The organism is Achromobacter sp. HNDS-1 (assembly GCF_040084795.1).
Taxonomy (GTDB): domain Bacteria; phylum Pseudomonadota; class Gammaproteobacteria; order Burkholderiales; family Burkholderiaceae_B; genus Achromobacter; species Achromobacter ruhlandii.
On the sequence record NZ_CP157584.1, the window covers coordinates 4228175 to 4251233 of the forward strand.

The window sequence follows — 23059 nt, forward strand, 5'->3', positions numbered from 1 at the left end:
ATGAAAGCTGTTTCCCTGATCCGCAAACCCGCCGCCCTGGCTCTGGTGCTGGCCCTGGCCGGCTGCGGCGGCCTGCTCAAGAGCGAATACGAAACGCCGCGGACGCAGTCGCCGGCCGCCTGGCGCCACGGCGACGGCGCCGACGCGCCCGCCAACGCGCTGGCCGCTGGCGGCGCCTGGTGGCGCAATTTCAACGACCCGGTGCTGGACGGCCTGGTCGATGGCGCGCTGGCGCGCAACAACGACCTGGCCGCCGCCGCCATCCGCGTGCGCCGCGCGCAACTGCAGGCCGGGCTGGCGCAGGACCAACTGATCCCGCAACTGTCCGGCACCGGCAACGTGACGCGCGCGCGCAACCTGCGCGGCGAACGCGAAATCACGCGCACCAACAGCGCCGAATTGTCGATCGGCTACGAGGTCGACCTGTGGGGCAAGCTGTCGCGCCAGCTCGACGCCGCCGAGTGGGAGGCGCTGGCCAGCGAGCAGGACCGCCAGAGCTCGGCGTTGACCCTGGTGGGCACCACGGCCACGCTGTATTGGCAGACCGCCTTCATCAACCAGCGCATCGCCAGCAGCCTGGAGAGCATCGCTTACGCCCGCAAGACGCAGGAACTGGTGCGCGCGCAATATGCCGCCGGCGGCGCCTCGGCGCTGGAAGTGGCCGAGGCCGAACAGACCGTGGCCAGCCAGCAGGCGGCGCACGCGCTGCTGGTGCAGCAGCGCGTGGAATATGTGAACGCGCTGGCGATCCTGTTCGACGGCCCGCCCGACCGCACCATGGCCGACCCGCAACGCCTGCCGCAGTACCCGCTGCCGCAGGCGCGCGAAGGCGTGCCGGCCGAACTGCTGGGCCGCCGTCCGGACCTGCGCGCCGCCGAACTGCGCCTGCGGGAGTCGTTGTCGAACATCGACGCGGCCCGCGCCAGTTTCTATCCGACCCTGAACCTGACCGGCGCGCTGGGCAGCTCCAGCCCGACGCTGTCGAATGTGCTGCAGAACCCCGTGGGCACGCTGACAGGAGCGCTGACGCTGCCGTTCCTGCAATTCAACCGCCTGAACCTGAACCTGAAGGTCTCGCGCGCGGATTTCGACGAACGGGTGGTGAGCTTCCGCCAGGCGCTGTACCAGGCGATGGCGGATGTGGAAAACGCGTTGTCGAACCGGACGCAGTTGCGCCTGCAGGCGGAGCAGTTGGACGCGTCGCTGAAGGCGGCGCGCGAGGCGGAGCGCCTGTACGAGGTGCGCTACCGAGCGGGATCGGTGTCGCTGAGGTTCTGGTTGGACGCCCAGGAGAAGCGGCGGACGGCGGAGATTGCGCGGGATGAGAACGCGTTGAACCGCCTGATCAACCAGGTAAAGGTCTACCAGGCGCTAGGCGGTGACGATGCTGTCCTGGCAATGAACGGCTCCGTCGATACCAATGGGCGCTGATTATCCTGGAACGTCGGAGCCATTGAATGCGCCCGACGCAAGACACCACGTAAGCCTCCAAAGGCCGCCGGCGCGGCCGGCTTGAGGCGGGCCCCGCAAGATCCTCCATTTCCCCCCAATGTGCGCAACCACGCCAAGCACTCCGCCCTCCACGGCAACCGTGGTTCAACCTCATCATGAGCGCGCTGCGGGGCAGGGGGGGATGGCGGGGCGTGTAGATGCGCCCGCCGGAAACCGAAGGGAGCCGAAGGCGTACGAGGTTGAGGCCGGGGCAGTCCGGAGCGAACGCTCCGGACCGCAATCGTAGCCCCGCCATCCCCCCCTGCCCGGCAGCGCGCGGCTCAAGAACCCAACCCCGCGCCCATATAAAATACCCCCCCATGACCGCCCCAGAAGAAAAAGCCGACATCGCCCGCCGCTTCGGCAGCCTGTCCCGCCTCTACGGCCCCGAGGCTCCCGCCCGCCTCCAGAACGCCCACATCGCCGTCGCCGGCCTGGGTGGCGTAGGCTCGTGGACGGTCGAAGCGCTGGCCCGCTGCGGCGTCGGCGCGCTGACGCTGATCGACCTGGACCACATCGCCGAATCCAACGTCAACCGGCAGATCCACGCCCTGACGCAGACCCTGGGGCAATCCAAGGTGGATGCCATGGCCGAACGCATCCTGGCCATCAATCCCGAATGTCGCCTGACCCGTGTGGACGATTTCGTTTCTCCGGAAAACGTCGCGCAAGTGCTGCCCGGCCCCTATAGCGCCATCATCGACTGCACCGACCAGGCCGCCGCCAAGATCGCCATGATCCTGCGCGCGCGGGCGCTGGGGATTCCTATGCTGTTGTGCGGCGGCGCCGGCGGCAAGACCGATCCGCTGGCGTTGCGCGCCGGCGACCTGTCGGCCGCGGTCAATGACGCCTTGCTGTCCAAGCTGCGCAACAAGCTACGGCGCGAGCATGGGTTTCCGCGCGCATCGGACAAGAACGGCAAGGCGCTCAAGCGCGTGCCGAAGATGGGGATTCATGCCCTGTGGTTCGATCAGCCCGCCATCCTGCCCGATGAATGGACGCGGCAGGCCGAGGCCGAGGACGATATGGGCGCCTCGGCGCAGGCCGTGGCTCCGCAAGGATTGTCCTGCGCCGGCTATGGCTCGGTGGTCACCGTGACCGCCGCCATGGGCATGGCGGCCGCCAACGAGGCCTTGCGGCTGGCGTTGCAAGGCTAGCTGGGCGGCGACGGCCCGTCACGGAACGCCGCCGCGCCCGGGTCACAGCGCCACGAACACCACGCCGTCCTCGATCCTGACCGGGTAGGTCGCCAGGTTGTCGCGCAGCGGCGAACAGAGCGCGCGGCCGTCGCGCACGTCGAAGCGGCCCTGGTGCAGCGGGCACTCGATCTCGTGGCCCGTCAGGAAGCCGTCGCACAGGCGCGCATTGCCGTGCGTACAGAGGTTGTCGGTGGCGTAGACGTTGCCTTCCACGCCGTACAGCGCGATTTCACGGTCGCCCGCCTGCACGGCGATCACGTCTTCGTCCGGCACGTCGGCCAGCGCGATGGCCTTGATCCAGTTCGTACTCATGTCTTGGTGTCCTGGTCAGATGGGATAGATCAGCGAATTCGGGATCAGCTCGCTGTCGAAGATGCACAGCCGCGACTCGAACTTCAGCCCGTCGGGCGTCTGCCGGATCACGTCCAGGTAGCGGCCGACGTTGTAGACCGTGGTCAGCTGGTTCGGCTTGGTGCGGAACACCGCGTAGTTGGCTTCCGATTCGATGCGGTCGCCCCGCACCGACAGCACGCGCGGCGCGCCGACCACGTGGCGCTGGTAGTAGGGGTCGTGGAAGATGGTGTCGGTGGCGCCGTAGATGCGGTCCTTGAGCATGGCACGGCTCTCGAACGACATGGTCGCCAGCGGATAGCCGCGCTCGTGGTTCTCGCGCGGCAGCACCTTGTAGACGCAGTCCTCCAGGAAGAACTCCGGCCATTGCTCCCATTGCTCGGCGTCGAGCGCGGCGGCGTAGTCGGCGTACAGCCGGGTCAACTGGTAGTAGAGGGGAAAGTCCAGCATGTTCACGCCTCCGCTTCCATCACGCGGCGCCAGTAGGCGTACATGCCGCGGATCAGGGTTTCGGTCACCATGTGGTCGGTGTTCTCGGCGGTCTTGCCACCCAGTTCGGCCACGCTGCGGTGCCAGGGCTTCTGCGCGAAGCCGGATTGCGAGAACTCGATGACTTCGCCGTCATCCGCCGAGACGAAGCCGGCCGGGCCGAACAGGTTGGCCTGGCGCAGGCGGCGCTGTGTCATCTCGGGGGTGTCGTCGGCGAAGCCGAAGTGGGTCCAGACGAAGTCGAAGGCGTCGTGGCCGACCGGCTGGATGTGGCGCGTGGACAACGAGTTGACCTGCTGCTGGATGATGACGCTGGGGAACAGCGTCATCAGCACGGCGGTGGGGCCGTTCCACCAGGGTTCCGGCACGATGTCGAGAAAGCGGTCGTCGTTCAGCGTCATCTGTTCCTTGAAGCTGGACACGCCGCTGGTGACGCTGCCCTTGCCGCCCTGGCCGCGGGTCGAGATCATGGCCGCGTGGCGGAAGTGGCGGTCCATCTTCAGTTCCGAGCGGTTGTCGGCGCGCCACAGGCCGAAGGTGACGAACCAGGTGTGCAGCAGGCCGGGGTGGTACGGGTCCTTGATGTTCTCCTGCATCAGCTTCCAGTTGCCGGGGATGCGCTGGCGGCTGTAGCCGTGGATAACCAGTTGGCGGCCGTCGAAGACGCGGTCGAAGTAGTGCAGGATGTCCGGGCCCAGGTAGTCCTCCAGCGGCTCGATGTCGTGATCGAACGAGGCGAACACCACGCCGTTGCGGCAGGCCACGGCCAGCTTGGTCAGGCCGTGCTCTTCCGGCTTGAAATCGGGCGGCATGCCGCCGTTGACGCGGCCGTCCTGCTTGACGCCGCGGCGGAACGGCACGCCGATCAGGTTGCCCTGCAGGTCGTAGTTCCACTGGTGGTAGGGGCAGACGAACTCGCTGCGGTTGCCGGAGCGTTCGCGGCAGAACTGCACGCCGCGGTGGGCGCAGACGTTCTCCACCACGCGCACCTGGCCGTCGTTGTCGCGCAGCAGGATGACGGAGCGCTCGCCCACGGCGGTGCGCTTGAAGTCGCCGGGATTGGGGATTTCCGCTTCCAGGCCGACGTAGCTCCAGTGGCCGCGATAGAAGAAACGCTCCAGCTCGCGCTGGTGCAGGGCGGCGTCGGTGTAGACGCCGAAGGGAATGCGGTGGCTGCCGTCGCCCTGCCAGGGGGGCATGAACGACAGCGGCTGTTCGGGGGCGGCGCTGGCGGGGCAGGCGGAGTTGGCGCGGGTGCCGGGGATCGTGTCCGGCGCGGTATCCAGGGGAGTGTTCATCGGCGGCCTCCGGCGAGGCGGCCGCGCCTACAGGGCGTGACGGGGGGATGGCGCATGGTTGTCTCCTTCATCCATCGGAGCCGGCGCGACATGGGCGCAGGCGTTTGTTGCATCATCGGCCAGGGTGTGAAATAAATAAATAGAATCTGGATGATGACAACAATCACCAAAATAAATATTGGTGGAGACAAGCATGAACCTGCAAGACATGGACCTGAACCTGCTGGTCGTGTTCAACGAGCTGTGCAAGCACGGCCGGGTGTCGGCGGTGGCGCAGAACCTGGGCATTTCGCAGCCGGGGGTCAGCAACGCGCTGGGGCGGCTGCGCAAGCTGCTGGGCGACGAGCTGTTTCTGCGTACCTCGCGCGGCATGGTGCCCACGCCCTATGCCGAGGCGCTGGCGCAGCCGATCGCCGAGGCGCTGGCGGCGCTGCACGGCACGCTCAACGCGCGCGCCAGCTTCGATCCGGCGCGCAGCGAGCGCGCCTTCGTCATCGGCGTCAACGACGTCGGCGAGACCTACTTCCTGCCGCGCCTGATGCGGGCGCTGGACGACGCCGCGCCCGGCGTCACCATCCGCACCGTGCGCACCACCTCGATCGATGTGAAGGACGAGATGGAGCGCGGCCGCATCGACCTGGCGATGGGCTTTTTGCCGGGCCTGAAACACGGCTTCTTCCAGCGCCGGCTGTTCCGCCAGCCCTATGTGTGCATCTTTCGCGAGGATCATCCGCTGGCGCGCACCGGCGTGTCGGCGCGGCAGTTCCGCGCCGCCGAGCATGTCGCCATCGTGTCCGAGGGCACCGGCCACGGCGTGGTGGACCAGGTGATCGAGCAGGCCGGCATCCGCCGGCGCCTGCGCCTGACGGTGCCGCATTTCATGGCGGTGGGGCCGGTGTTGCAGGCCACCGACATGATCGCGGTGGTGCCGCGGCGCTTCGCCGATTGCGCCTGCAAGCCCTTCGGCCTGGCCACCGCGCCCTGTCCGGTGAAGATCCCCGAGTCCGTCATCAACGTGTTCTGGCACGCCCGCAATCACCGCGAGCCGGCCAACCAGTGGCTGCGGCAGGTGGTGGCGGAGCAGTTCGCGGATTAGGGCGGCGCGCGGCGACGGTCCGGCCGGCCAGGCTCCCGGGCACAGGTCTGGCGGCGTGGCGCGTCATCGCGTGGCATGGCCGCCGGTCCGGCCATCGGCGTCGTCCCGGGGCGGGCGGGTTCAGGTTTCGCGCAGGGTGACCGTGAACCAGCCGCGCAGGGCGTTGGACAGCCGGATTTCGTCGGCCGCGTGCAGGTCGGCCAGGGTCAGCACGCGTTCGCTGACGTTGCCGGTGTCCAGCAGTTCGGCGCGCTGCACGCCGGGCAGGCAGCCGCTGTCGACCGGCGGCGTGTACCAGTCGCCATCCAGGCGCAGGTAGACGTTGCTGCGGCTGCCTTCGCACAGCTCGCCGCGTTCGTTCAGGTAGACCAGGTCGAAGATGTGCGGATGGGCCGGCAGCCACTCGATGGTCTTGGTGTACCAGGGCCGATAGGTGGTCTTGTAGCGCAGCAGCGGCTCGGACGAGCGCAGCGCCTCGGGCGCCAGCATGATTTCCTGCACCGCCGGCAACGGTGGCAGCATGGCGGTCTGGATGTGGCGGCTGCCGTCGCGCGCCACCAACAGGCGCAAGCGGTGCGCGCCGGGGGTGTTCAGGCTGAGCGAAGCGATCATGATGTCGCTTTGCACCGCGTTGCCGCCCCAGGTGTAGCCCAGCGCCTTGCAGGAATGCTCCAGGCGATGCAGGTGGCGCGCCAGCAGGGGCACGCGGCGCTCGGCATCGACCAGGATGGTCTCGATCAGTTCGGGTTGCATGCGGGCTCCTGGTAAACGGCGGGCGAAGGAGGGCGGGGCCGGGATCTATCCTACCCCGCGGACGCGGATTGCGCACTCAGGCGCGCAGGATGCGGGCCTTCCAGTGGCATTCCTGCCATTCCTCGGCCGGATCGGAGTCGTGCACGATGCCGCCGCCGACGCTGTAGACGCCATGGCCGGCCGCGTCCAGCACCAGCGTGCGGATCGCCACGTTGAGCGAGAAGTCGCCGTCCGGCGCCAGCCAGCCGATGCTGCCGCAATACAGGCCGCGCGGCGCGGCCTCCATTTGCCGGATGCGGCGCATGGCGGCGACCTTGGGCGCGCCGGTGATGGAGCCGCACGGGAACAGCGCGCGCAGCACGTCCTCGAGCGTGGCGTGCGGCGCCTGCGCCGACACGGTCGAGGTCATGGTCCAGACCGTGGGATAGCGTTCCAGCGAGAACAGCGCCTCGACCTCGACCGAGCCGGGCTCGGCCAGCCGGCCCAGGTCGTTGCGCAGCAGGTCGACGATCATCAGGTTCTCGGCGCGGTTCTTGTCGCTGGCCAGCAGCGCCTGGCCCAGGCGCTGGTCCTCGGCCGGATCGGGGTGGCGCGGCGCGGTGCCCTTCATCGGCCGGGTGGTCAGTCGCGCGCCGCGGCGGGTCACGAACAGCTCTGGCGAGAACGACAGCACCGTGCGCGCGCCGTCCTCGATATAGGCGCCGTGCGCCACCGGATTGCGCGCGGCGATGCGGCGATACAGCGTGGCTGCGTCGCCCTGGTATTGCACGTCGAGCGGCTGGGTGTAGTTGACCTGGTACAGCTCGCCGGCGCCGATCAGCGCGCGGATGGCCTCGATCTGGCGCGTGTAGCCGGCCTCGGTCATGCGCGGCGCGGGAATGCTGAGGGCGGCCGGGGGGCTGTCGGCCGCTGGCACGTCCCACGGGGCTTCGTCGATCTTGCGTTCGAATACCAGGGCCGTCAGGCGCGCCCGGCCGTCGTCGCGCGGCGGCGTCCAGGGACCGGCGGGCGCGGGCCGGGTGGCTTCGGGCAGCAGCCATTCGCCCAGCTCGTAGTCCAGCAGCAGCGCGACCCAATGTCCGCGCCGGCGTGCCGCGTCGATGGCGGCCAGCGCGGGGCCGACCTCGGCCGCCGCGCGCGCCTCGATGCGGGCCAGGAAGCCGTCCAGCCGCAGCGCGCGGCCGGCCAGCCGGTCTTCAAAACGACAATGCATGACTCTCTTTACTGTTGCGCCAGGAACTCCGTCAGCACCCGGCCCGTGTGGGAGTGGTCGCGCAAGGTCATGACGTGTTCCGGCGACCCCTGCGCCACCAGCTTGCCGCCGCCGGTGCCGCCCTCGGGGCCCAGGTCCAGCAGCCAGTCGGCCTCGGCGATGACGTCGAGATTATGCTCGATCACCACCACCGTGTTGCCGGCTTCCACCAGGCGGTGCAGCACGTGGATCAGCTTTTCCACGTCGGCCATCGACAGGCCCACGGTCGGCTCGTCCAGCACGTACAGCGTGTGCGGGATGCGCGAGGCGCGGCCGGTCTTGATCAGGCCGTCGGTCAGGCGGGCCTTGGACAGCTCGGTCACCAGCTTGATGCGCTGCGCCTCGCCGCCAGATAGCGTCGGCGACGGCTGGCCCAGCGTCAGGTAGCCCAGGCCGACGTCCTGCATCAGCTGCAGCGGGCGATGGATCTTGGGATGCGCGGCGAAGTATTCGATCGCGTCATCGACTTCCATGGCCAGCAGTTCGCCGGCGTTCTTGCCGCGCATCTGCACGCTCAGCGTGTCGCTGTTGAAGCGCGCGCCGTTGCAGGCGTCGCACGGCACCTTGACGTCGGGCAGGAAGTTCATTTCGATGGTGCGCATGCCCTGGCCTTCGCAGATCGGGCAGCGGCCGTCGCCGGTATTGAACGAGAAGCGCGCCGAGGTCCAGCCGCGCATGCGCGCTTCGCGCGTGTCGGCGAACTGCTTGCGCACGTCGTCCCAGAAACCGACGTAGGTGGCCGGGCACGAGCGCGGCGTCTTGCCGATCGGGGTCTGGTCCACTTCCAGCACGCGGTCGATCGCTTCCCAGCCCTTGATGCTCTCGCAGCCGGCCCAGCCGGGCGCCTTGCCCTGCGAGACGGCCTGCATCAGGTTGTCCAGCAGCACTTCGCGCGCCAGGGTCGATTTGCCGGAACCGGACACGCCGGTGACCACGCTCAGGCGGCCGACCGGGATCTTGGCGTCGACGCTGCGCAGGTTGTGCAGGCGCGCGCCCTTGATCTCGATCATGGGCGTGTCGGCCTCGACCGGGCGGCGGCCCTGCAGCGGGTGCTGTAAGGGCTTGGCCAGGTAGCGGCCGGTGACGGATTCGGGCGCGTCGATCAGGTCCTGCGCGCTGCCCTGCGCCACCACGCGGCCGCCGCGGATGCCGGCGCCGGGGCCGATGTCGATGATGTGCGAGGCGCGGCGGATGGTGTCGTCGTCATGCTCGACCACCACCAGCGTGTTGCCGTTGCCTTCCAGGCGCGCCAGCGCGTCCAGCAGGATGCGGTTGTCGCGCGGGTGCAGGCCGATGGTGGGCTCGTCCAGCACGTAGCAGACGCCCTGCAGGTTCGAACCCAACTGCGCCGCCAGCCGGATGCGCTGCGCCTCGCCGCCCGACAGGGTGGGGGCGGCACGATCCAGCGCCAGGTAGTTCAGGCCGACTTCCTGCATGAAGTTCAGGCGCCCGCGGATCTCGGTGAGGATGTCGCGGGCGATCTCGCCTTCACGGCCGCGCGCCACCAGTCCGGTGAAGAAGGTGTGCGCGTCCGACACCGGCAGCGAGGCCAGCTCGGCGATCGACTTGTCACGCCAGCGCACGGCGCGCGCGACCCGGTTCAGGCGCTGGCCGTCGCACTGCGTGCAGACCTTGGCCTCGCCTTCGTACCAGGCGTTCCAGGCGGTCTCCTCGCCGGTCTGCTCTTCGTCGAAGCCCTGCAGTTGCAGGCCGGTGCCGAAGCAGCCGGTGCACCAGCCATGCTTGGAGTTGTACGAGAACAGGCGCGGGTCGGGTTCGGGGAAGCTGGTGCCGCACGAGGGGCAGGCGCGCTTGACCGAGAAGTGCTGCTGCTGCAGTTCGCTGTTCAGCGCCTCGTGCAGCTTGTCCACCGGCCACACCACCGACATCACGCCCTGGCCGTTTTCCAGCGCGCTCTTGACCGCGGCGCGCAGGTCAGCCTCGTTGGCCGGGTCGACCACCACGTCGGCCACCGGCAGTTCGATGGTGTGTTCCTTGTAGCGGTCCAGGCGCGGCCACGGCGCCACCGGGATGAATTCGCCGTCGACCCGCAGGTGCGTGTGGCCCTTGGAGCCGGCCCACTTGGCCAGGTCGGTGTAGTAGCCCTTGCGCGCGGTGACCAGCGGCGCCAGCAGGCCGATGTGCTCGCCCTTGCGCTCGCGCAGCAGGCGCGCCACGATCTGGTCGGTGTTCTGCGGCTCCACCGCGACGTTGCAGTCCGGGCAGTATTGCGTGCCCAGCTTCACGTACAGCAGCCGCAGGAAGTGGTGGATCTCGGTCATCGTGGCCACGGTCGACTTGCGGCCGCCGCGGCTGGTGCGCTGTTCGATGGCCACGGTCGGCGGGATGCCGAAGATGGCGTCCACATCCGGCTTGCCGGCCGGCTGCACGATGGCGCGGGCGTAGGCGTTGAGCGATTCGAGATAGCGGCGCTGGCCTTCGTTGAACAGGATGTCGAAGGCCAGGGTCGACTTGCCCGAGCCGGACACGCCGGTGATCACGGTGAACTTGTCGCGCGGGATCTCGACGCTGACGTTCTTCAGATTGTGCTCGCGCGCATTGCGGATCTCGATCGCCATGTTGTCCTGGCGGCGCTTGCGCATGACCGATTGCAGCGGCGTGCCTTCGCCGGCGCCATAGGCGGCGGTCGGCTCGGCGATGCGGGCCGTCAAGCCGGCCTGCTCGGCTTCCTGCGCGTCGATGTCGCTGCTGACCACCACGTCGGCCGGCAGGATGCTGACCTCGTAGTCGCGCAGCGCCGCGCCGGTGTGCGAGGCGGGGTTGGCCATCAGGTCCTGCGGCGTGCCGACGCCGATCACCAGGCCGCCGGCGTCGCCGCCTTCGGGGCCCAGGTCGATCAGCCAGTCGGCCGCGCGGATCACGTCCAGGTTGTGCTCGATGACCAGCAGCGTGTGGCCGGCGGCCAGCAGCTTGCGGAAGGCGCGCATCAGGCGCGCGACGTCATCGAAGTGCAGGCCGGTGGTGGGTTCGTCGAACAGGAACAGGCTGCCCTTCTTGGCGACCTTGGCGGTGGAGATGCCGCTGCGCGCGGCTTCGGCCAGGTGGCCGGCCAGCTTCAGGCGCTGCGCCTCGCCGCCCGACAGCGTCGGCACCGGCTGGCCCAGCCGCACGTATTCCAGGCCGACGTCGGCCAGCGGCGCCAGACCCGTCTGCACGTCGCGCAGGCCCTTGAAGAACTCCAGCGCCTCGCTCACGGTCATTTCCAGCACCTCGTCGATCGAGGCGCTCTTGCCCAGGTGCTCGACGCGCACTTCCAGCACTTCCGGGCGGAAGCGCTTGCCGTCGCAATCGGGGCAGCGCAGGTAGACGTCGGACAGGAACTGCATCTCGACGTGCTCGAAGCCGGTGCCGCCGCAGGTCGGGCAACGGCCGTCGCCGCCGTTGAAGCTGAAGGTGCCGGCGGTGTAGGCGCGTTCCCGCGCCAGCGGCGCCTGCGCGAACAGCTTGCGGATCGCGTCGAACGCACCCACATAGCTGGCCGGGTTGGAACGCGCGGTCTTGCCGATGGGGGTCTGGTCGACCATGACGACGTCGGCGATCTGCTCGGCGCCCAGCAGGCGCTCGAAGGCGCCCGGCGCTTCCGACGGCTTGCCCTTCTGCTTGAGCAGGGCGGGGAACAGCACATCCTGCACCAGCGTCGACTTGCCCGAGCCGGACACGCCGGTCACGCACACCAGGCGGCCCAGCGGCAGTTCGACCGAGACATTCTTGAGGTTGTGGGCGCTGACGCCTTCGAGCAGCAGGCGCGGCGTGTTGGCCGCCACCGGCATGGGGCGCGGCGCTTCGACGCGCTGGCGTCCGCCGAGATAGTCGCCGGTCAGCGTGCGGGCCGCGCGCAGCTGCGCCGGCGTGCCGTCGAACACGATCTGGCCGCCGCGTTCGCCGGGGCCGGGGCCGATGTCGATGATGCGGTCGGCGGCCACCATGACCTGCGGGTCGTGCTCCACCACCACCAGCGTGTTGCCGGCGTTGCGCAGCCGGTGCATGACTTCGACCACGCGGTGCATGTCGCGCGGGTGCAGGCCGATGGACGGCTCGTCCAGCACGAACAGCGTGTTCACCAGCGAGGTGCCGAGCGCCGTGGTCAGATTGATGCGCTGCACTTCGCCGCCGGACAGCGTGCGGCTCTGGCGGTCCAGCGTCAGGTAGCCCAGGCCGACGTCGCACAGGAACTTCAGGCGCGCGCGCACCTCGGTCATGAGCAGGTCGGTGGCGGCGTCCAGCGCGCCTTCGAACGACAGCTTGTCGAAGAACGTGCGAACCCGTTCGATGGGCAGCAGCATGACGTCATGGATCGACAGGCCGTCCAGGTTGTCGAGCTGCGCGCGGCTCCAGTTGGCGCCGACCGGCATGAAGCGCTTGTAGCGGCCGTCTTCCGGCGGCAGCACGCTGTCGGCCTCGGCCTTGGTGCCCAGGCGCCACAGCAGCGCATCGGGCTTGAGGCGCGCGCCGTTGCAGGTGGGGCAGGGCGTGTAGCTGCGGTACTTGGACAGCAGCACGCGCACGTGCATCTTGTACGACTTGGTCTCGAGCCAATCGAAGAAACGCTGCACGCCGTACCACTGGTGCTTCCAGGCGTCATTGCCGCCCTTCCAGTCGGGCGTGCCGTACAGCACCCAGCGCTTGTGCTCTTCGCTCATGCTCTTCCACGGCACGCCCAGCGGGATGCCGGCGCGCGGCGCGTACTTCTGCAGATCGTCCTGGCATTCCTTGTACGAGGGCGTGGTCCAGGGCTTGATGGCGCCTTCCAGCAGGGTCTTGTTCTCGTCCGGGATGACCAGGCCGAAGTCGATGCCGATCACGCGGCCGAAGCCGCGGCAGGCCTCGCAGGCGCCCAGCGGCGAGTTGAACGAGAAGCTGCTGGGCAGCGGGTCGGTGTATTCGATGTTGCAGTCGGCGCAGTGCAGGCGGTCGCTGTACTTCCAGGTGTGCGCGTCGGCGCCCTCGGCGTCCATGACGTACACGGCCAGGTGGCCGGCGCCCATGCGCAATGCCGTATCCAGTGCTTCCATTACGCGTTCGCGTTCGGTGCCGGCGAAGCGGAAGCGATCCTGGATCACGTGCAGGATGCGGCGTTCCTCGGTGGCGGCCTTGGCCTTGCCCTTTTCCTTCTTGGCGCCCTTGGCCGGCGCGGTGGCGTTCGGCACGGCGGTTTCCTCGGCGTGCACGCGGGTGTAGCCCTGCTGCTCGAGGAAGCCGCGCACTTCGTCTTCGGTGAAGTTGGCCGGCACGGCGATGGGGAAGGTCACCACCAGGCGCGGATCGCCGGCCGCGGCCGAGCGTTCGGCCAGCGAGCGGTAGATCGATTCGGGGGTGTCACGCTGCACCACCTTGCCACAGCCACGGCAGTGCAGGCGCGCGCCGCGCGCGAACAGCAGCTTGATGTGGTCATTGAGTTCGGTCATCGTGCCGACCGTGCTGCGCGAACTGCGCACCGGATTGGTCTGGTCGATGGCGATGGCCGGCAGGATGCCCTCGATGCGGTCCACCTGCGGCTTGTCCATGCGGTCCAGGAACTGGCGCGCGTAGGGCGAGAAGGTTTCCACGTAGCGGCGCTGGCCCTCGGCGTAGAGGGTGTCGAAGGCCAGCGAACTCTTGCCGGACCCCGACACGCCGGTCACGACCACCAGTTCGCCGGTGGCGATGGTCAGGTCCAGGTTCTTGAGATTGTTCTGGCGGGCGCCAACGATGCGGATTTGGGAGCTCATGGACGGTATCGTAGCCTGAGGAGGGGGGCGGCCCCGGACGACGGCCAATGGCTGGTTCCGGGCGCGGCGATATGGAATAATTGCCTATATCGTGAGGCATGTGTCCACAATGTGGTCAAGCATGCGCGACGAAGCTGTACAAATAAACAGTATCGCAGATTCGTCTGAAATTAGCGCGGTTTGCCGAGTGCTTTCCGCCGGCGCGTTGTTAACGCAGCGCATCTACCCGAGGTGGGGGCGGTTGTGTCGGAATCCAAGGTGGCGGGCGCGGCCGCGTTCGCCAAGTTCATGACGGTGTTGCAGGCGGTGGCCGACGCGCCCCGGCCGCCCACGGCGGCGGCGCTGGCGCGCAGCAGCGGCTATCCGCGGCCGACCGTCTACCGCATCGTGGCGGCGCTGGCCGAGCAGGGCATGGTGGCCGAAGCCGACGGCGCCTATCGCCTCGGACCGCGCCTCCTGGCCCTGGCCAGCCGCGCCTGGTCGCAGTTCGACCTGCGCGCCGCGCTGGCGGCCGACCTGCAGGCGCTGCGCGACGCCACCGGCGAGACCGTGCACCTGGCGGTGCCGGCCGGCGCCGAAATGATCTATATCGACAAGCTTGAAAGCCCCGGCCCGGTGCGCATGGCCTCGCGCGTGGGCGCGGCGGTGTCGCTGCATTCGAGCGCGGTCGGCAAGGCCTACCTGGCCGCGCTGGACGAGCCGGCGCGCGAACACCTGCTGCGCGACCTGCCGCTGGAATCGCGCATGCCCGGCACCGTGGCGAGCCTGCCCGCGCTGCGCGCGGCGCTGGCCGAGACGGCGGCGCGCGGCTACGCGCTGGACAACGAGGAAAACGAGCCCGGCATCGTCTGCTACGGCGTGGCGCTGCGCGATGCCGGCGGCCAGCCGGTCGCATGCGTCAGCGTCAGCACGCTGATGTTCCGGCGCAGCGACGATCCGCAATCGGCCTATATCGAACCCCTGCTGCGGCTGCGCGATGCGGCCGCCGCCAAACTCGCCGTGCTGCCATCCGGCGGCGCCTGAACGATCCATCCCGAAAGGAATGCCATGACCGCTGCTCCCCGTGCCTCGAAACTCGACGCCTTGCTCGCCGCCCGGGTCGTGCCCGTGCTGCGCTACCAGGATGCCGCCACCGCGGCCTACGCCGCCGAGGTGGCCGTGGCCGCCGGCTGCGCCACGCTGGAACTGACCTGGACCATTCCGGGCGTGACCGACCTGGTGCGCGCGCTGCGCGACAAGCACGGCCCCGCGCTGCTGCTGGGCGTGGGCACGGTGCTGGATGAAACCCAGGCGCGCGAGGCCCTGGTGGCCGGCGCCGACTTCCTGGTGTCGCCGGCACTGGCCACCGAGATTGTCGACCTGGCGCATGCCGCCGACGCCCTCTGCCTGCTGGGCGCCTTCACGCCCACCGAGGTGCTGGCCGCGCGCCGCGCTGGCGTCGATGTAGTCAAGGTGTTCCCGGCCGACACCGGCGGCCCCAAGCATCTGGCGGCGCTCAAATCGGTGTATCCGGACACGGTGTTCTGCCCCACCGGCGGCGTCACCGCCGAGAACATGGCCGCGTATTTCGCCGCCGGCGCGGGCTTGGTCGGCATCGGCAGCAACCTCTATGACAAGGCCGCCTTCGCCGCGCGCGACACGGCCGCCCTGGTGGCGCAGATCACCCGCACCCGCGAGGCCGCCCATGGCTGATTTCGATATCGTCGCGCTAGGCGAACCGCTGGTCGAACTGAACCAGACCAGCCAGGACCAGCGCCAATACCTGCAAGGCTTTGGCGGCGACACCTCCAACGCCGTCATCGCCGCCGCCCGCCAGGGCGCGCGCTGCGCCTACCTGACGCGCGTCGGCGATGACGCCTTTGGCGCGCAGTTCCTGGCCTTGTGGCGCGACGAGGGCGTGGACACCTCGGGCGTCGAGGTCGATGCCGCTGCGCACACCGGCCTGTACTTCGTGCAGCACGGCCCCGACGGCCACGCCTTCAGTTACCTGCGCCGCGGCTCGGCCGCCAGCCTGATGACGCCCGCCAGCCTCGACGGCGGCCTGATCGAACGCGCCCGCTTCCTGCACGTTTCCGGCATCAGCCTGGCGATCAGCACCAGCGCCTGCGACACGGTCTTCGCCGCCATCGCCCGCGCCCGCGCGGCCGGCGTGCAGGTCAGCCTGGACTCGAACCTGCGGCTGCGCCTGTGGCCGCTGGACCGCGCCCGCGCCGTGCTGCGCGAAGCGCTGTGCCACGCCGACCTGTTCCTGCCGAGCATGGACGACATGCAGCACCTGACCGGCAACGACGACCCCGAACGCACGCTCGACTGGATCCGCGACGCCGGCGCCACCGGCGTGGTGGTGCTGAAGCTGGGCAAGGATGGCTCCATCATCGACGACGGCAAGACCCGCACGCCGGTCGCGGCCCTGCGCGTGGACGCGGTCGACGCCACCGGCGCCGGCGACTGCTTCGCCGGCAGCCTGCTGGCGCGCCGCTGCCAGGGCGACGACTGGGCCGACGCGGTGCGCTATGCCAACGTGGCGGCGGCGCTGTCGACGCTGGGCTATGGCGCGGTCGACCCGTTGCCTCGCGCCGAGCAGGTGCTGGCGAAGCTGCGGGGTTGACGCCTGACGCTGAAGGGGGCGCCAGCGAGTGGGGCCGGCACCCACCGCCGGCGCCATGGGCGGCCCGTCGACAATGGCCTGCCGGCAACGCGCGGGTCGCCCTCCCGCCAGTCTCCCCGGGCCGTTTGTCTAGCGCTGGCGTGCCCGGCCGCCCAAACAAAAATCCCCGCCGGTTCGCACCAGCGGGGATTTTTTCGATCGGGCCGCATGCCAGGAACCTGGCGCGGCGGGCGGGTCATTTAGACGCGCTTGATCTTTTCCAGCATCTTGAACACACCCTTGGGCGACTTGACGAACAAGCGCTTGAAGGCCTTGCCCAGGCAACGGCGTTCCAGGGTGTTGCGACGCACGCGTTTGCGTTCAGCCATGTTGATTCTCCTGTTGAATTTGCGGAAATCGAATTAGCGGGGCGAAGCCGCCTTCAAGCTTGGCTTGCGGGTGTCTTCGACCCGGCCGCACAACCGGAAACTGGGCTGGCGGGGAAATTGGGTAACTCGGCATTCTAGCCTGAAAGTGGCGAGGGCGCCAATTTGGGGGGCTTGCCTGGAGACCCGGTAACGTCAAAAAATAGGGACGCATTTAACTTGGTAAGCCCCCTTTCGGTCCGCTCCGTGTGCAGGACATGCATCGACAGGCCAACTAATTGGCCCCTTCGCACACGCGAGAGCGCCATCATCCCGACGCCAGACACCGCGTAAGCCTCAAAAGACCGCCCGCGCGGCCGGTTTGAGGCGGACCCCGCAAGATCCTCCGCTCCACTCCTGATAGTCACCTGCATGCCAAGCAAACCGACCGTCCCGACGCCCGACGCCAAGTCTCATCATGAGCGCGTGGCGGGATCGGCGGGGGATGGCGGGGCGTGTAGATGCGCCCGACGGAAACCGAAGGGAGCCGAAGGCGTACGAGGTTGAGGCAGGGGTAGTCCGGAGCGAAGGCTCCGGACCGCAATCGTAGCCCCGCCATCCCCCGCCGATCCCGCCACGCGCGGCTCAAGAACCCCGCATCGCCCAAAAACAAAGACTACTCAGCCGGCCCCAACTTAGGCCGAATGAAATCCATGAACGCCCGCGTCTTGGCCGGCTGAATACTCGACGGATATACCACGTAGATCGAAATCGGATCCACCGACCAGCCCGGCAACACCCTTCGCAACGAATTGCGCTTGATGATCGGATCCAGCGCCTGGCAATGCGGCATCCGCGTGATCGCCAGGTCCAGCCCCGCCAGCGTCCCCGCGATACTCATGTTGTTCGCCGCCAGATGCCCGCTCACCGGCACCTGCTCGCTCACCCGCCCATTGTGCAGCGTCCAATGCGAATGCGCGTCATCGATCGTCGTGCGCAGGCATTGGTGCCGCGTCAGGTCTGACGGCGTCTTCGGTTCGCCGAAGCGTTCCAGATAGCGGTCCGAGGCATAAAGATAGTTGTCCAGCGACACCAGCTCCTGCACCACCGCGCCATCGCTGCGCGGCACCGGCGCGCCGCCATTGCCGTTGCCATTGTCGATGCTGGCAACCGGATAGTCGCTGTTGCGGCCGAATCGCAGCACGATGTCGAACGGCGTGCCCTGCGCGTCCGACGCCGTCATCATGCTCAGGTCGAACTCGCATTCCACCTCCGGATAGCGATCCGTGAAATCGTTGATCGTCTCCGGCAGCAGCCAGATCGCCAGGCTGTAGGGCATCGACACCCGCAGATTGCCCGACGGGCCGCCCGACAGCGCCTGCAGCTGTTCGTGCGCCAGGCGCGCCTCGTCGATCAGGCCCTGGCAGCGGCTCATGTAGGCCGCGCCGGCCTCGGTCAGGTCCAGGCGGCGGGTGTTGCGGTTGATCAGGCGCAGCCCGATCGCCCGTTCCAGCTCGTTGATACGGCGTGACAGCGTCGAGGTGGGCATGTTCAGGGCCCGGGCGGCCAGGCTGAAGCTCTTGCGCTTGGCAACCTCTACGAACAAGGCGATGTCATTGAGCTGGACGGTCGAAGCTTCCATAGGCATTCCGGTTTGGGCCGCCCGAGTTTACGCCACTCCGGCCAGTCACCCAATGACCAGGACCGCCGCCTAGGATAAGTCTGGAAATCCATGGATTGTCAGATTTGATTGCAAATTTGCATGCCATGGCATCAGTTGGCGCGGGCATATCCCCTACACTTCAGGCGAAAACAACACAGACCAAGACCGCAGCGGTTATCCGGAAATCGCAAAGGGGCCCAGTTCGCATGACCGACACGCCGACGTTCTTCACCGTTCTGACGCCCACCTACAACCGGGCGGGCACGCTGCATCGGGTGTATGAATCGCTTTCCCGCCAGACGTTCCGGGACTTCGAGTGGGTAATCGTGGACGATGGCTCCACCGACAACACGCACGAGGCCGTGCTCGACTGGCAGCAGCGCGCCGATTTTCCCATCCGCTATTTCTGGCAGAACAACCAGCACAAGAAAACCGCCTTCAACCGCGGCGTGCGCGAGGCGCGCGGCGAGCTGATCGTCGCCCTGGACAGCGATGACGAAATGCCGCCCGAATCGCTGGCCACCTTCAAGGCCGCCTGGGAGGCGATTCCGCCGGCCCGCCGCGATTCGTACGTGGCCGTGACCGGTCTTTGCGCGCGTCCCGACGGCAGCATCGTGGGCGACCGCTATCCCCAGGACGTGTTCGACAGCACCGCGGTCGACGTGTATTTCCGCTATCGCATCAAGGGCGAGAAGTTCGGCTGTATGCGCACCGACATCCTGCGCAAGTTTCCCTTTCCCGAGGACGTGGCCGGCTTCGTCCCCGAGAGCCTGGTGTGGTGGGCGATCGCCCGGGCCGGCTACCTCAGCCGCTTCATCAATCAGGTGGTGCGCACCTATCACGACACCCCGGGCGGCCTGAGCCAGGGCGCGGTATCGGTGGGCAACAACGCCCAGGGCCTGTACCTGCTGGCCTGGGACATGCTGCAGCATCACCTGGAATTCTTCCGCTTCCGGCCGCGTGAATTCGTCATGGCCGCCGCGCGCTACACCCGCTTTCGCCTGCACCTGAAGCACTCCGGCGTGCCGACGGCGGTGCAGGCCTACCGCCTGACCAACCCGTGGGCGCGCCTGATGGTCGGCGTGATGTGGCCGCTCGGGTACGCGCTGTACCGCCGCGACCGGCGCCGCGGCGTGGCCTGAGCCGCGGCGGTTCGCGGCGATCGCTACGCCGAGGCCGGCGCGGCGTGGCCCAATCCCAGATAGACCTCGACCACGCGCGGATCCTCCGCCACCTGCGCGGCCGGACCCTCCAGGGTGACGGCGCCGGTTTCCAGCACATAGGCGTAATCGGCCACCTGCAGCGCGGCGCGCGCGTTCTGTTCGATCAGCAGGATCGACACGCCCATGCCGCGCAACTGCTCGACGATGCGGAACACTTCGCGCACGATGCGCGGCGCCAGGCCCAAACTGGGTTCGTCCAGCATCAGCAGGCGCGGCTTGGCCATCAGCGCGCGGCCCACCGCCAGCATCTGGCGTTCGCCGCCGGACAGCGTGCCCGACAACTGCGCGCGGCGTTCGCGCAGGCGCGGGAACAGGTCGTAGACCTCGGCCAGCGTCTGGTCCTGGTCGCGCAGGCCGCGGCGGAAGCGGTCGAAGGCGCCCAGCATCAGGTTGTCCTCCACCGACATCTCGGCGAACAGCTCGCGTTTCTCCGGCACCAGGTTCATGCCGGCCGCCACCATTTCCTCGATCTCGGCGTGCTCCTGGCGCTTGCCGCCGAACACGATCTCGCCGCGCGAGGGCAGCACGCCCATGATGGCCGACAGCAGGGTGGTCTTGCCGGCGCCGTTGGGGCCGATGACGGTGACGATCTTGCCCTCGTCCACCGACAGGCTGACGCCCGAGACGGCCTCGACCTTGTCGTAGGCCACGCGCAGGTCGCGCACTTCCAGCAGTTTCGCGCTCATCATTCCACTCCGCCCAGATAGGCTTCCAGCACCGCGGGGTTGTGCTGGATCTCCGCCGGCAGGCCCTCGGCGATCTTCTCGCCGAAGTCCATCACCACCACGCGATCGACCAGGCCCATCACGAAATCCATGTCGTGCTCGACCAGCAGGATCGCCATGCCTTCGGCGCGCAGCTTCTTCAGCAGCTCGGCCAGTTCGCATTTTTCCTGGTAGCGCAGGCCGGCGGCTGGTTCGTCCAGCAGCAGGATGCAGGGATCCGACGCCAGCGCCCGCGCGATCTCCAGGATGCGCTGTTGCCCCAGCGCCAGCGAGCCGGCCTCGTCGTGCAGGTGTTTGCCCAGGCCGACGCGCTCGACCTGGCGCGCCGCCTCGGCCAGCAGGCGGGCCTCCTCGGCGCGGTCCAGGCGCCAGGCGGCCGGCAGCACGCCGCGATGGCCGCGCAGGTGGGCGCCGATGGCGACGTTCTCCAGCACGCTCATGCGGCCCAGCAGGCGCACGTGCTGGAAGGTGCGCGACAGGCCCAGGCGGGCGATGCGGCGCGCGCCGGCGCCGGCCACCTGCTGGCCCAGCAGCGTGACCTGGCCGGAGGTGGGCGTGTCCACGCCCGAGATCTGGTTGAACATGGTGCTCTTGCCGGCGCCGTTGGGGCCGATCAGCGCCAGGATCTCGCCGGCGCGGATCTCCAGGTTCATGGCGTTGTTGGCGACCAGGCCGCCGAACTTGCGGGTCACGTCGACCGCCTTCAGCACCACCTCGCCGCGCGGCGGCATCGGCTTGCGCGGCAGCGGCTCGGCCTGGGCGTCGATCTGCCGCTGGCGCCTGCGCACCGGCACGCAGCGCGCCAGCACCGGCCACAGGCCGCCGCGGAAGCGGTGCAGCAGCAGCACCATGCCGAAGCCGAACACGATCACCTCGAAGTTGCCGGTCTGGCCCAGCAGCTTGGGCAGCCAGTCCTGCAGCCATTGCTTGAGCACCGTGAACACGCCCGCCCCGACCAGCGCGCCCCACACCTGGCCGGCGCCGCCGATGACGGTCATGAACAGGTACTCGATGCCCATCTGCAGGCCGAACGGGTTCGGATTGACGAAGCGCTGCATGTGCGCGTACAGCCAGCCCGAGGCGCAGGCCTGCAGCGCGGCGATGATGAAGATCACCATGCGCGAGCGGGCCGTGTCCACGCCCATCGATTCGGCCATGACACGGCCGCCCTTGAGGGCGCGGATGGCGCGGCCCTCGCGCGAATCGAGCAGGTTGCTGGTCGACCACATGGCCACCAGCAGGAAGGCCCAGATCAGGTAGTAGATCTCATCGCCCTGCGTCAGTGCCCAGCCGAACAGGTGGATGGCCGGCACGTCGGGGATGCCGGTGTGGCCGCCCAGGCCCTCGACCGAGCCGAAGGCGAAGTACAGCGACAGGCCCCAGGCGATGGTGCCCAGCGGCAGGAAGTGGCCGGACAGCTTGAGCGTGATGGCGCCCAGCAGGTAGGCCACCACCAGCGTCAGCAACAGGCCGGCCAGCAGCGTCAGCCAGGGCGAGGCGCCGAGCCACGCCAGCCAGGCGGGCAGGGCGTCGGCGCGGGTGGTGAGCAGCGCGGTGGTGTAGGCGCCGACGCCGACGAAGGCGGCCTGGCCGAAGCTGGTCAGGCCGCCGACGCCGGTCAGCAGCACCAGCCCCAGCGCCACCATGGCGTACAGGCCGATGTAGTTCAGCAGCGTGACGTAGAACGGCGGCAACGCCAGCGGCGCGGCCGCCAGCAGCGCCAGGAACACGAGGACGAGGTGGCGCGGGGTCATTCTTCTTCTTCCTCGACGTGGTGGCTTTTCAGGGAACGCCAGAGCAGCACGGGGATGATCAGCGTGAAGACGATGATCTCCTTGTAGGCGCTGGCCCAGAACGAGGAGAAGGCCTCGATCAGGCCGACCAGCACGGCGCCGGCGGCGGCCAGCGGGTAGCTCACCAGGCCGCCGATGATGGCGCCGACGAAGCCCTTCAGGCTGACCATGAAGCCGGAATCGAAATACATGGTGGTGATGGGCGCGATCAGGATGCCCGAGACGGTGCCGATCAGCGCCGCCAGGAAGAACGTGGCCTTGCCGGCGAACACCGGCGAAATGCCCATCAGGCGCGCGCCCAGCCGGTTGAAGGCGGCGGCGCGCAAGGCCTTGCCGTACATCGAGCGCTCGAAGAACTGGTACAGCACCACGATCAGCAGCGCCGACACCGCCACCACCCACAGCGCCTGGCTGTTGACGTTGACCGGACCCAGCGCCAGGCTGGCGTCGCTGAACGGCGCGGTGCGCGCGCCTTCGGCGCCGAAGGCCAGCAGGCCCAGGCCGACCAGCGCCAGGTGCACCGCGATCGACACGATCAGCAGCACCAGCGTCGAGGCCGAGGCGATCGGCTGGTAGAACAGGCGGTACAGCTGCGGGCCCATCGGCACCACCAGCAGCAGCGTCAGCAGCGCCTGCACGGCCATCGGCAGCTGCGCCAGCGGCAGGCGGTAGAACAGCGCGGCCAGCAGCAGCGGATACACCACCTTGGCGATGATGCGCCACAGCGGCGCGCGGCGTCCTGGCCGCCTGGCGCGCGCCATCAGGTCGGCCACGGCTTCGGCCAGCGCGAACGCCAGCAGCAGCCACACCAGCAGCACCGGCTTGCCGGCCTGCAGCGCGGCCATGGTGAGCGCGCCGAAGGCGACGAACTCGCCCTGGGGGATGAACAGCACGCGGGTAACGGTAAAGACCAGCAGGATGGACAAGGCCAGCAGCGCGTAGATGGCGCCATTGGTGATGCCATCCTGCCCGAGTATCAGGGCGATCTGAGCATTCATCGGTACTTCCGGATAAAACGGAAAAACACTGCAGCGGTTTTATCTCC

At 68.6% G+C, this 23059-nt stretch carries 18 protein-coding genes; 7 read left to right on the forward strand and 11 right to left on the reverse strand.

From position 1 onward, the window contains the following. Together ABFG95_RS19585 and ABFG95_RS19590 are read left to right on the forward strand one after the other, a co-directional pair. Window positions 1-1431, forward strand: a complete 1431-nt coding sequence (locus ABFG95_RS19585; protein ID WP_278992886.1) for an efflux transporter outer membrane subunit — start codon at window positions 1-3, stop codon at window positions 1429-1431. 380 nt (window positions 1432-1811) lie between these two features. Then, a complete protein-coding gene (locus tag ABFG95_RS19590) occupies window positions 1812-2648 on the forward strand; it encodes a tRNA threonylcarbamoyladenosine dehydratase (RefSeq protein ID WP_336731539.1) in 837 nt (278 codons plus the stop codon). 42 nt (window positions 2649-2690) lie between these two features. On the opposite strand, the gene ABFG95_RS19595 is transcribed toward ABFG95_RS19590, so the two are convergent. From ABFG95_RS19595 to ABFG95_RS19605, 3 genes are read right to left on the reverse strand one after another with little or no spacing between them, the layout of a single operon-like run. Beyond that, the gene (locus ABFG95_RS19595; RefSeq protein ID WP_024067829.1) at window positions 2691-3002 is read right to left on the reverse strand and encodes a non-heme iron oxygenase ferredoxin subunit; all 312 of its coding nucleotides are present in this window, start codon (window positions 3000-3002) and stop codon (window positions 2691-2693) included. A 15-nt stretch (window positions 3003-3017) separates the two neighbouring features. Beyond that, window positions 3018-3491: a nuclear transport factor 2 family protein gene (locus ABFG95_RS19600; RefSeq protein WP_054416481.1), complete on the reverse strand. Its 474-nt coding sequence runs from the start codon at window positions 3489-3491 to the stop codon at window positions 3018-3020. Window positions 3492-3493: 2 nt separating this feature from the next. Continuing rightward, entirely contained in the window at window positions 3494-4729 is a 1236-nt protein-coding gene (locus ABFG95_RS19605) for an aromatic ring-hydroxylating dioxygenase subunit alpha (protein WP_348996054.1), read from the reverse strand. A 292-nt stretch (window positions 4730-5021) separates the two neighbouring features. Between ABFG95_RS19605 and ABFG95_RS19610 the strand changes: the two genes are divergently transcribed. Then, complete coding sequence (locus ABFG95_RS19610; protein ID WP_263900790.1) at window positions 5022-5924, forward strand: LysR family transcriptional regulator; 903 nt, start codon at window positions 5022-5024, stop codon at window positions 5922-5924. Between the two features lie 120 nt (window positions 5925-6044). Here the strand turns inward: ABFG95_RS19610 and ABFG95_RS19615 are convergent, their stop codons facing one another. From ABFG95_RS19615 to uvrA, 3 genes are all read right to left on the reverse strand, one after another. Beyond that, window positions 6045-6677, reverse strand: coding sequence for an aminotransferase class IV family protein (locus ABFG95_RS19615; RefSeq protein ID WP_049071583.1), 633 nt, complete (start codon window positions 6675-6677; stop codon window positions 6045-6047). Window positions 6678-6753: 76 nt separating this feature from the next. Beyond that, on the reverse strand, window positions 6754-7890 hold the full coding sequence (locus ABFG95_RS19620) for an aminodeoxychorismate synthase component I (protein ID WP_278992784.1): 1137 nt from the start codon (window positions 7888-7890) through the stop codon (window positions 6754-6756). Window positions 7891-7898: 8 nt separating this feature from the next. Next, window positions 7899-13658, reverse strand: coding sequence for an excinuclease ABC subunit UvrA (gene uvrA, locus ABFG95_RS19625; protein ID WP_100502934.1), 5760 nt, complete (start codon window positions 13656-13658; stop codon window positions 7899-7901). A gap of 243 nt (window positions 13659-13901) precedes the next feature. On the opposite strand from uvrA, the gene ABFG95_RS19630 reads away from it, so the two are divergent. Genes ABFG95_RS19630 through ABFG95_RS19640 form a run of 3 tightly spaced genes read left to right on the forward strand, consistent with a single transcriptional unit; the run spans window position 13902 to window position 16266 of the window. Continuing rightward, window positions 13902-14681, forward strand: coding sequence for an IclR family transcriptional regulator (locus ABFG95_RS19630; protein ID WP_238908080.1), 780 nt, complete (start codon window positions 13902-13904; stop codon window positions 14679-14681). 24 nt (window positions 14682-14705) lie between these two features. Beyond that, the gene (locus ABFG95_RS19635; RefSeq protein WP_278992785.1) at window positions 14706-15350 is read left to right on the forward strand and encodes a bifunctional 4-hydroxy-2-oxoglutarate aldolase/2-dehydro-3-deoxy-phosphogluconate aldolase; all 645 of its coding nucleotides are present in this window, start codon (window positions 14706-14708) and stop codon (window positions 15348-15350) included. Beyond that, window positions 15343-16266 (forward strand): sugar kinase, encoded by a 924-nt coding sequence (locus ABFG95_RS19640; protein WP_054416486.1) that lies wholly within the window; start codon window positions 15343-15345, stop codon window positions 16264-16266. Before ABFG95_RS19635 ends, ABFG95_RS19640 begins: the two co-directional genes overlap by 8 nt. Before the next feature lie 239 nt (window positions 16267-16505). On the opposite strand, the gene ABFG95_RS19645 is transcribed toward ABFG95_RS19640, so the two are convergent. Both ABFG95_RS19645 and ABFG95_RS19650 read right to left on the reverse strand, forming a co-directional pair. Next, window positions 16506-16634, reverse strand: coding sequence for a hypothetical protein (locus ABFG95_RS19645; RefSeq protein WP_006226408.1), 129 nt, complete (start codon window positions 16632-16634; stop codon window positions 16506-16508). A gap of 652 nt (window positions 16635-17286) precedes the next feature. Next, on the reverse strand, window positions 17287-18252 hold the full coding sequence (locus ABFG95_RS19650) for a LysR family transcriptional regulator (RefSeq protein ID WP_054416487.1): 966 nt from the start codon (window positions 18250-18252) through the stop codon (window positions 17287-17289). Window positions 18253-18479: 227 nt separating this feature from the next. Between ABFG95_RS19650 and ABFG95_RS19655 the strand changes: the two genes are divergently transcribed. Continuing rightward, window positions 18480-19415: a glycosyltransferase family A protein gene (locus ABFG95_RS19655; protein WP_049071590.1), complete on the forward strand. Its 936-nt coding sequence runs from the start codon at window positions 18480-18482 to the stop codon at window positions 19413-19415. A 23-nt stretch (window positions 19416-19438) separates the two neighbouring features. Here the strand turns inward: ABFG95_RS19655 and ABFG95_RS19660 are convergent, their stop codons facing one another. The 3 genes from ABFG95_RS19660 to ABFG95_RS19670 are packed head-to-tail and all read right to left on the reverse strand — an operon-like array spanning window position 19439 to window position 23012. Beyond that, the gene (locus ABFG95_RS19660; RefSeq protein ID WP_049071591.1) at window positions 19439-20182 is read right to left on the reverse strand and encodes an ABC transporter ATP-binding protein; all 744 of its coding nucleotides are present in this window, start codon (window positions 20180-20182) and stop codon (window positions 19439-19441) included. Next, on the reverse strand, window positions 20182-21975 hold the full coding sequence (locus tag ABFG95_RS19665; protein ID WP_175203425.1) for a branched-chain amino acid ABC transporter ATP-binding protein/permease: 1794 nt from the start codon (window positions 21973-21975) through the stop codon (window positions 20182-20184). Before ABFG95_RS19665 ends, ABFG95_RS19660 begins: the two co-directional genes overlap by 1 nt. Beyond that, the gene (locus tag ABFG95_RS19670; protein WP_054416489.1) at window positions 21972-23012 is read right to left on the reverse strand and encodes a branched-chain amino acid ABC transporter permease; all 1041 of its coding nucleotides are present in this window, start codon (window positions 23010-23012) and stop codon (window positions 21972-21974) included. The genes ABFG95_RS19665 and ABFG95_RS19670 overlap by 4 nt, the downstream gene beginning before the upstream one ends. Between the last annotated feature and the right edge of the window lie 47 nt (window positions 23013-23059).